Source organism: Bradyrhizobium sp. UBA2491, assembly GCF_002341725.1.
In the GTDB taxonomy this organism is placed as follows: Bacteria; Pseudomonadota; Alphaproteobacteria; order Rhizobiales; family Xanthobacteraceae; genus Bradyrhizobium.
Window position 1 is genome coordinate 1 of record NZ_DDOP01000040.1, and the last position, 7,214, is coordinate 7,214.

Annotated in this window: 9 protein-coding genes; all 9 read left to right on the plus strand. The window is 66.6% G+C overall.

The genetic code is table 11. The annotated features are described in order from the left end of the window. A partial coding sequence (murJ, locus tag B2W55_RS12705; RefSeq protein ID WP_291532226.1) for a murein biosynthesis integral membrane protein MurJ occupies positions 1–1,307 on the plus strand: 1,307 nt, incomplete at its 5' end. A gap of 66 nt (positions 1,308–1,373) precedes the next feature. Then, positions 1,374–2,426, plus strand: a complete 1,053-nt coding sequence (gene trpS, locus B2W55_RS12710) for a tryptophan--tRNA ligase (protein ID WP_024584583.1) — start codon at positions 1,374–1,376, stop codon at positions 2,424–2,426. Between the two features lie 87 nt (positions 2,427–2,513). Next, positions 2,514–3,008: a universal stress protein gene (locus B2W55_RS12715; protein WP_024584584.1), complete on the plus strand. Its 495-nt coding sequence runs from the start codon at positions 2,514–2,516 to the stop codon at positions 3,006–3,008. Between the two features lie 260 nt (positions 3,009–3,268). Further along, positions 3,269–3,838, plus strand: a complete 570-nt coding sequence (locus tag B2W55_RS12720; RefSeq protein WP_024584585.1) for a NifU family protein — start codon at positions 3,269–3,271, stop codon at positions 3,836–3,838. A gap of 88 nt (positions 3,839–3,926) precedes the next feature. Then, a complete protein-coding gene (tsaB, locus tag B2W55_RS12725) occupies positions 3,927–4,622 on the plus strand; it encodes a tRNA (adenosine(37)-N6)-threonylcarbamoyltransferase complex dimerization subunit type 1 TsaB (RefSeq protein WP_024584586.1) in 696 nt (231 codons plus the stop codon). Further along, entirely contained in the window at positions 4,619–5,104 is a 486-nt protein-coding gene (gene rimI, locus B2W55_RS12730; RefSeq protein ID WP_024584587.1) for a ribosomal protein S18-alanine N-acetyltransferase, read from the plus strand. The genes tsaB and rimI overlap by 4 nt, the downstream gene beginning before the upstream one ends. Before the next feature lie 65 nt (positions 5,105–5,169). After that, entirely contained in the window at positions 5,170–5,622 is a 453-nt protein-coding gene (locus tag B2W55_RS12735) for a Fur family transcriptional regulator (protein WP_024584588.1), read from the plus strand. A 54-nt stretch (positions 5,623–5,676) separates the two neighbouring features. Beyond that, positions 5,677–6,375, plus strand: coding sequence for an HAD family hydrolase (locus B2W55_RS12740; protein ID WP_024584589.1), 699 nt, complete (start codon positions 5,677–5,679; stop codon positions 6,373–6,375). A gap of 60 nt (positions 6,376–6,435) precedes the next feature. Further along, the coding region (locus tag B2W55_RS12745; protein WP_291532227.1) for a MiaB/RimO family radical SAM methylthiotransferase at positions 6,436–7,214 on the plus strand (779 nt) is incomplete at its 3' end.

The window sequence follows — 7,214 nt, forward strand, 5'->3', positions numbered from 1 at the left end:
CCGATCACCAGCGCGGCCGCGATCACGGCGGCGCTGACGGTGCCGAGCACGCGGCCGCGCTGGTGATCGGCGTGCTGATGCCGCTGGTGATCGCGGCGATCGCGCCCGGCTTTGTCGGCCGCGACACGCTGCAATTCGCCGTCGACGACGCAAGGCTGATGCTGCCCTATCTCGCCTTCGCCGGCCCGGTCACCGTGATGATGGCGCTGCTCAATGCGCAGGGGCGCTTTGCCCTGACGGCGTTCTCGCCGCTGCTGTTCAACATCGCGCTGATAGCGGTGATGGCCGTGCTGCTGGCGCGGCAGCAGGACCCGGTACAGGCCGCGCTTGTCATGGCGGCCACCATCGGCGTCGCCGGATTCCTGCAACTGTCGATGCTGGCGCTGCGCGGGGCGAAGCTCGCCGCGCCGCTACGCGTCTCGTTCGATCCGCAGATGCGCGGCTTTCTCGGTCGCGCGGTGCCCGGCATGGTCGCAAGCAGCGCGCCGCAATGGCTGATGGTTGCCGGCGCCGTGATCGCCTCCACTTCGCCGTCGGCGGTGTCCTGGCTCTATTTCGCCAACCGCCTGCTCGAACTGCCGCTCGGCATCGTCGGCGTCGCCATGGGCACGGTGCTGATCCCGGAGATGACCCGTGCCGTGCGCGGCGGCGAGCACGCCGCGATCGCGCATGCGGAATCGCGCGGCCTCGAGCTCGCGGTCGGACTGGCGCTGCCGGCGACGCTCGGGCTGATGGTGCTGAGCGGACCGATCGTGCGGATGCTGTTCGAGCACGGCGCGTTCACCGCGGAGGATACCGCCGCAACCGCGCAGGCCCTGATCTGGCTGACGCTCGCGCTGCCGGCGCATGTGCTGGTGAAGGCGCTGTCGCCGGCGTTCTACGCGCGCGAGGATACACTGACACCGTTGTTGGCGACGCTGAAGGCCATCGTGGTGACGATCGCGGCCGGCTTCCTGTTCGGCCATCTGTTCGGCGCGAGCGGAATTGCCGCCGGGATCGCACTCGGCGCCTGGAGCAATGCGCTGGCGCTGATCCGTAAGGGCGCCGCGACGTTCGGCTTCTCGATCGATGCCGCGGCCCGGCGCCGGCTACCGCGTACCCTGGCGGCAGCGCTCGCGATGGGCGCCTTGCTGTGGCTCGCAGAGGGTGCGCTACCGGCCGCGGGCAGCCACGGTCTGGCGCATGCGGTCTCGCTGCTCGTCCTGATCGCGGCTGGGATTGCGGCTTACGGCCTGTTCCTACAGCTTTTCGGCGTCACCGGGTGGCGCGAGGCGGTTAACGCCGTCAGGCAAAGGCGCGCCGCCTGACTTGCGCGCGCGGAGCTTAAGTGGCAAACGACCCCGCAAAAGCGATCTTTTCCGGGAATCGAGACCATGGCGTTCGTTGAACGGGTTTTCTCAGGCGTCCAGCCGACGGGCAATCTGCACCTCGGCAATTACCTCGGCGCCATCGTCAACTTCGTGAAGATGCAGCAGACCCATAACTGCATCTATTGCGTCGTCGACATGCACGCGATCACGCAGGGCGTCGACGTCTGGGGCGGCCCGGCCGAGCTCGCGCGCAACACCCGCGAGGTGACCGCGGCCTTCATCGCCGCCGGCATCGATCCGAAGAAGCACATCGTGTTCAACCAGAGCCAGGTCGCCGGCCATGCCGAGCTGACCTGGATCTTCAACTGCGTCGCCCGGGTCGGCTGGCTCAGCCGGATGACCCAGTTCAAGGAGAAGGCCGGCAAGGACCGCGAGAACGCCTCGGTCGGTCTCTACGACTATCCGGTGCTGATGGCCGCCGACATCCTGCTGTATCGTGCCACCCATGTGCCGGTCGGCGAGGACCAGAAGCAGCATCTCGAACTGTCCCGCGACATCGCGCAGAAGTTCAACAACGATTTCGGCGATTCGATCCGCGGCCAGGGCTTCAATGAAGGGCTGTATTTTCCGATGCCGGAGCCGTTCATCACGGGACCGGCGACCCGGGTGATGAGCCTGCGCGACGGCACCAAGAAGATGTCGAAGTCGGACGCGTCGGACAATTCGCGCATCAACCTCACCGACGACGCCGAGACCATCGCGCAGAAGATTCGCCGGGCCAAGACCGATCCGGAGCCGCTGCCGTCCGAGGAAAAGGGCCTGGAGCCGCGCCCCGAGGCCGACAACCTGGTCGGCATCTATGCCGCGCTCGCAGACGTCACCAAGCAGGACGTGCTCAACCAGTTCGGCGGCGGCCAGTTCTCCACCTTCAAGAACGCGCTGGTCGAGCTCTGCGTCGCGAAGCTGGCGCCGATCGCCGGCGAGATGAAGCGGCTGGTTGCCGATCCCGGCCATGTCGATGCGATCCTGGCCGACGGCGCCAACCGCGCACGGATCATCGCCGACGAGACCATGCGCACCACCAAGGACATCGTCGGCTTCATCCGGCCGCGCTGACGCGCAAGCCAGGAACTGCGCGCTCCCTCTCCCAAACGGCGAGGGAGTGTGGCAGCATGGGTTGGTTTGGCCAGCACCGGGACATGCATGACCACCCAGCGACGCAGCTATGAGACGGGCCACAAGCCCAAATGCCTTGTCATCGTCGATGACACCGCGGAATGGGACCGCGCGGTCTATTACGCCAGCCGATGGGCGATCCGGGTCGGCGGCGGCGTCCTGATGCTGCGGGTGATCGAGACCGAGGACCAGAACCAGCAATGGCTCGGGGTCGCCGACATCATGCGCGCCGAGGCCGAGGAGGCCGCCAATGAGGCGCTCGACCGCGCCGCCGGCCGCGCCAACGGGATCGCCGCGATCACCCCGGAGCGGGTGATTCGCGAGGGCGACCCGACCGAGCAGATCCTCGACGTGATCGACAAGGACGTCGACATCGCGATGCTGGTGCTGGCGGCCAATCCGGGCGCCGAGGGCCCCGGGCCGATCATCACCACCATGGCCAAGACCATGGGCGCGTTCCCGATTCCGGTGACCATCGTGCCAGGCGGCCTGACCGACGCCGAGATCGACGCGCTGTCCTAGAGGAATATTCACAACCGTCGTCATGGCCGGGCTTGTCCCGGCCATCCACGTTCTTTCGCGCAGGCGGCAGCAAAGACGTGGATGCCCGGCACAAGGCCGGGCATGACGAGGATGCGAGGCCAGCCCTCCTCCAGCTATTCAGAATCGGCCATAAGGGACCTGGAACCGCGGTTTTGCGGCTTGATCGGCGGCTTTTTAGTTGCCATTTGGTAGGGGAACCCAACGCGCCGGCCTTGAACCGGCGACGCCGGAGACAGCAAATGTTCATTCAGACCGAAGCTACCCCCAATCCCGCCACCCTGAAATTCATCCCGGGCCGCGCGGTGCTCGACAGCGGGACCATGGAATTCTCGTCCGCCGAATCCGCCGCCCGCTCGCCGCTGGCCGAACGGCTGTTCGCCGTGCCCGGCGTCACCGGCGTGTTCTATGGCGCCGATTTCGTCACCGTGACCAAAGCGGATGGCGACTGGCAGCACCTCAAGCCCGCGATCCTCGGCGCCATCATGGAGCACTACATGTCCGGCGCGCCGCTGCTCGCCGACGGCACCGCTGGCAGCGACGACGCGCGCGACGAGGAAGACGAGTTCTTCGACGAGGCCGATGCCGAGACGGTCGAGCAGATCAAGGACCTGATCGAGACCCGGGTGCGGCCGGCGGTTGCCAATGACGGCGGCGACATCACCTTCCGCGGCTTCAAGGACGGCATCGTCTATCTCAACATGAAGGGCTCCTGCGCCGGTTGCCCGTCATCGACCGCGACCTTGCAGCACGGCATCCAGAACCTGCTCCGGCACTTCGTGCCCGACGTGCAGGAAGTGCGGCCGATGTGATGGAGAGGCGAATAGTGATTGGCGAATGGCGAATAGGGATCCGCCCTGATCGTCCATTCGCTATTCGCCACTCGCCATTCGCCCCTTCATGATCATTCTCGCCATCGATACCGCGCTCGACGCCAGCTCCGCGGCGGTGCTCGACACCGACACCGGCAACACGCTTGCGATCGAATCGCAGACCATGCAGCGCGGTCATGCCGAAGCCCTGATGCCGCTGATCGGGCGCGTGATGAAGGCAAGCGGCATCGGCTTCACCGCGCTCGACCGCATCGCGGTCACCACCGGCCCCGGCAGTTTCACGGGATTGCGCGTCGGCCTGTCGGCAGCGCGCGGCATCGCGCTGGCAGCCGCGAAGCCGATCGTCGGGCTGTCGACGCTCGCCGCCTATGCCGCGCCGCTGGTCGCGGAGAATGGCGCGCATCCGATCCTGTCGGCGATCGATGCGCGGCATGATCACGTCTATTTCCAATTGGTGGGCGGCGACGGCGGCCCGATGCTCAAGCCGAAGGTGGCCCCGATCGCGGAAGCGCTCGAGGCCGTGCAATTCGGCGCGCTGCACCTGGTCGGCAACGCCGCGAATATTCTCGCCGAACGCTGGCCCGCCGACGCGACGCCGCCGGTGAAGGTCGATCGACAACCGGCGCCCGACATCGCCTGGGTCGCCTGGGTCGGTGCGGCGATCGATCCCGACACCGCGCCGCCGCGGCCGTTCTATCTGCGCGCACCCGATGCGAAGCCGCCAAAGGACCGGCTCGAAATCAGCGCGCCGCCATCGACATGATCGGCTGGTTGTCACGATGGTGGGGCGGCGGACCGTCCGCAGTCGAGCCCGCATCGTTGCGCGACGCGGCGCGGCTCGCGCAACTGCACGGCGCCTCGTTCCATCGTGGCTGGGGCGAAGGCGAATTCGAGACGATGCTGACCGAGCGCAACACGCTGGTGCACCGGCTGCGCCAGGGCCGCAGGGTGATCGGCTTCGCGGTGTCGCGGATGGCCGCGGACGAGGCGGAAATCCTCTCGATTGCGATCGATTCCAATCAGCGCGGACGCGGCCTGTCGCGCGACCTGCTGCTGACCCATCTCGGCCATCTGGCCGGCCGCGGCATCCGCACCATCTTCCTCGAGGTGGAAGAGAATAATCAGCCGGCGCGACGGCTCTATGAAAGGGCCGGATTCGGCGTGATCGGCCGCCGCGAGCGCTACTACAAGCAGCCCGGTGGGGAACATTTGAACGCGCTTCTGATGCGGCGCGACTTGTCGTAACATCGGCGCGGTGGCAGAACAGCGCCCTGCTCCGCCACCCGAAGCCAAGGACTCGGCAAGGACCCATGACGACGGTGAAAATCCCGCCTGCGCAGAAGAATACCGGCATCGAGGCGCGCTGCGCCGCGACCGGCATGCGCATGACCGAACAGCGCCGCGTGATCGCGCGGGTGCTGGCGGAAGCCATGGATCATCCCGACGTCGAGGAGCTCTACCGCCGCTGCGTGGCGGTCGACGACAAGATCTCGATCTCGACGGTCTATCGCACCGTCAAGCTGTTCGAGGATGCGGGGATCATCGAGCGTCACGATTTCCGCGAAGGCCGCGCGCGCTACGAGCAGATGCCGGAGAGCCATCACGACCATCTGATCAACCTGCGCGACGGCAAGGTGATCGAGTTCACCTCCGAGGAGATCGAGAAGTTGCAGGCCGAGATCGCGCGCAAGCTCGGCTACAAGCTGGTCGATCACCGTCTCGAGCTGTATTGCGTCCCGCTCGACGAAGACGGCAAATCGTAGACGCGCGCACGCGGCGCAATCAGCTTCGCGCGCAAAGGAACGCATCACCGAACCATGGGCTTTGATCTCGTCATCTTCGATTGCGACGGCGTGCTGGTCGACAGCGAGGTGATCTCCTGTCGCGCGCATGCGGAAACGCTGACGCGGCACGGCTTTCCGATCACGCCGGACGGCGTGCTGAAGCGTTTCCTCGGCGTATCCGACCGCGAGGCGCGGCGGATCGTCGAGAGCGAGATCGGCCGCGCACTGCCCGACGGCTTCGAGGCCGAGGTCAAGCACGCGACGCTGAGCTTCTATGCCAACGACCTCAGCGCGATCGCGCATGTCGGCGATGCCATCGCCGCGCTCGGCTTGCCGAAATGCGTGGCTTCCAGCGGCACGCCGGAGAAGATCCATCACGGACTGACCTGCGCCGGACTCTACGACCAGCTCGCGCCGCATATTTTCTCTGCCACCCAGGTCAAGCGCGGCAAGCCGGCACCGGATCTGTTCCTGTTCGCGGCCGCCCGGATGGGCGCCAAAGCTGAGCGCTGCGTCGTGATCGAGGACAGCGTGGCCGGCGTCACCGGCGCCCGCGCGGCCGGCATGACCGTGCTCGGTTTCTACGGCGGCAGCCATTGCACGGGGGAACACGAGGCGACGTTGCGCGGGGCCGGCGCGGCCGAGACATTCGCCGATATGCGCCAATTGCCCGATTTGATCGCCCGGCTGAGCCAAAAACACGGCTCGATCGCTGGATTTTCGCCGGTTTAGGCTATATTTGAGCCCCGGCGCCCGGATGGCGCCGTTTGCATTTTTCGCTCTCAGGGTTCCATGACGACGCCGCGCAAGCTGCACATCAAGTCCTATGGCTGCCAGATGAATGTCTACGATGCGCAACGCATGGTGGACACGCTGGCCGGCGAGGGCTTTGTCGAGACCGCGAGCGCCGAAGACGCCGATCTCGTGATCCTCAACACCTGTCACATCCGCGAGAAGGCATCGGAGAAGGTCTATTCCGAACTCGGGCGGCTCCGCGTCGCCAAGGACGAGGCTGCGCGGGCGGGCCGCGAGATGAAGATCGCAGTCGCCGGCTGCGTTGCGCAGGCCGAAGGCGCCGAGATCATCAACCGCGCCCCGACCGTCGACATCGTGGTCGGGCCGCAGAGCTATCATCATCTGCCCGAGCTGCTGAAGCGCGCCAAGGAAACCGGCCGCGCGCTCGAAACCGAATTCCCGGTCGAGGACAAGTTCGGCTTCCTGCCGCAGCCGAAGCCGGATGCGATCCGCGCCCGCGGCATCTCCGCCTTCGTCACGGTGCAGGAAGGTTGCGACAAGTTCTGCACCTTCTGCGTGGTGCCCTATACGCGCGGTGCCGAGGTGTCGCGTCCGGTCGCCAGGATCATCGACGACGTCATGCAGCTCGCCGACAACGGCGTGCGCGAGTTCACGCTGATCGGACAGAACGTCAACGCCTATCACGGCGAAGGCCCCGACGGCCGCGTCTGGTCGCTCGGCAGATTGTTGCAGCGGCTCGCGGAGATTCCGGGCGTCACACGGCTGCGCTATTCCACCAGTCATCCGCGCGACGTCGACGATTCGCTGATCGCGGC

Coding starts and splice junctions, on each gene's coding strand:
- rimI (WP_024584587.1), top strand. CDS start 4,619: ATGATCGGCTGGTTGTCACGATGGTGGGGCGGCGGACCGTCCGCAGTC.
- B2W55_RS12720 (WP_024584585.1), top strand. CDS start 3,269: ATGTTCATTCAGACCGAAGCTACCCCCAATCCCGCCACCCTGAAATTC.
- tsaB (WP_024584586.1), top strand. CDS start 3,927: ATGATCATTCTCGCCATCGATACCGCGCTCGACGCCAGCTCCGCGGCG.
- B2W55_RS12735 (WP_024584588.1), top strand. CDS start 5,170: ATGACGACGGTGAAAATCCCGCCTGCGCAGAAGAATACCGGCATCGAG.
- trpS (WP_024584583.1), top strand. CDS start 1,374: ATGGCGTTCGTTGAACGGGTTTTCTCAGGCGTCCAGCCGACGGGCAAT.
- B2W55_RS12740 (WP_024584589.1), top strand. CDS start 5,677: ATGGGCTTTGATCTCGTCATCTTCGATTGCGACGGCGTGCTGGTCGAC.
- B2W55_RS12715 (WP_024584584.1), top strand. CDS start 2,514: ATGACCACCCAGCGACGCAGCTATGAGACGGGCCACAAGCCCAAATGC.